The 207-nt window shown below is 48.8% G+C and carries 1 protein-coding gene; it reads left to right on the top strand.

Annotated features, from left to right (window positions below):
* Positions 1-207 (top strand): hypothetical protein (locus J0A69_RS22540; protein WP_206588868.1); only part of this gene is annotated, 207 nt, incomplete at both ends.

Below are 207 nucleotides of genomic sequence, written 5' to 3'. Positions count from 1 at the left end.
ATGTTCCAGCGGGATACACAGGTCCGACAAGTTTTACCATCCCTTATGAAGTAACGGATGAAAATGGCCTGAGCGATACGGGGATCATTACAGTAAGCGTGAACCAAAGCTCAACTGTAGATGACGTGAGTTTCACGGTAACACCGGGCACTCCTTTCGTAGGCACATTGCCGATCACTCCGGGCAGTGGAGATATCGTAGAAATCA

Origin of the sequence: Algoriphagus pacificus (assembly GCF_017254845.1) — a bacterium.
GTDB lineage: Bacteria > Bacteroidota > Bacteroidia > Cytophagales > Cyclobacteriaceae > Algoriphagus > Algoriphagus pacificus.
Note: the sequence above shows the minus strand (reverse complement) of the source record. Positions and strands in the feature narration are given on the sequence as shown.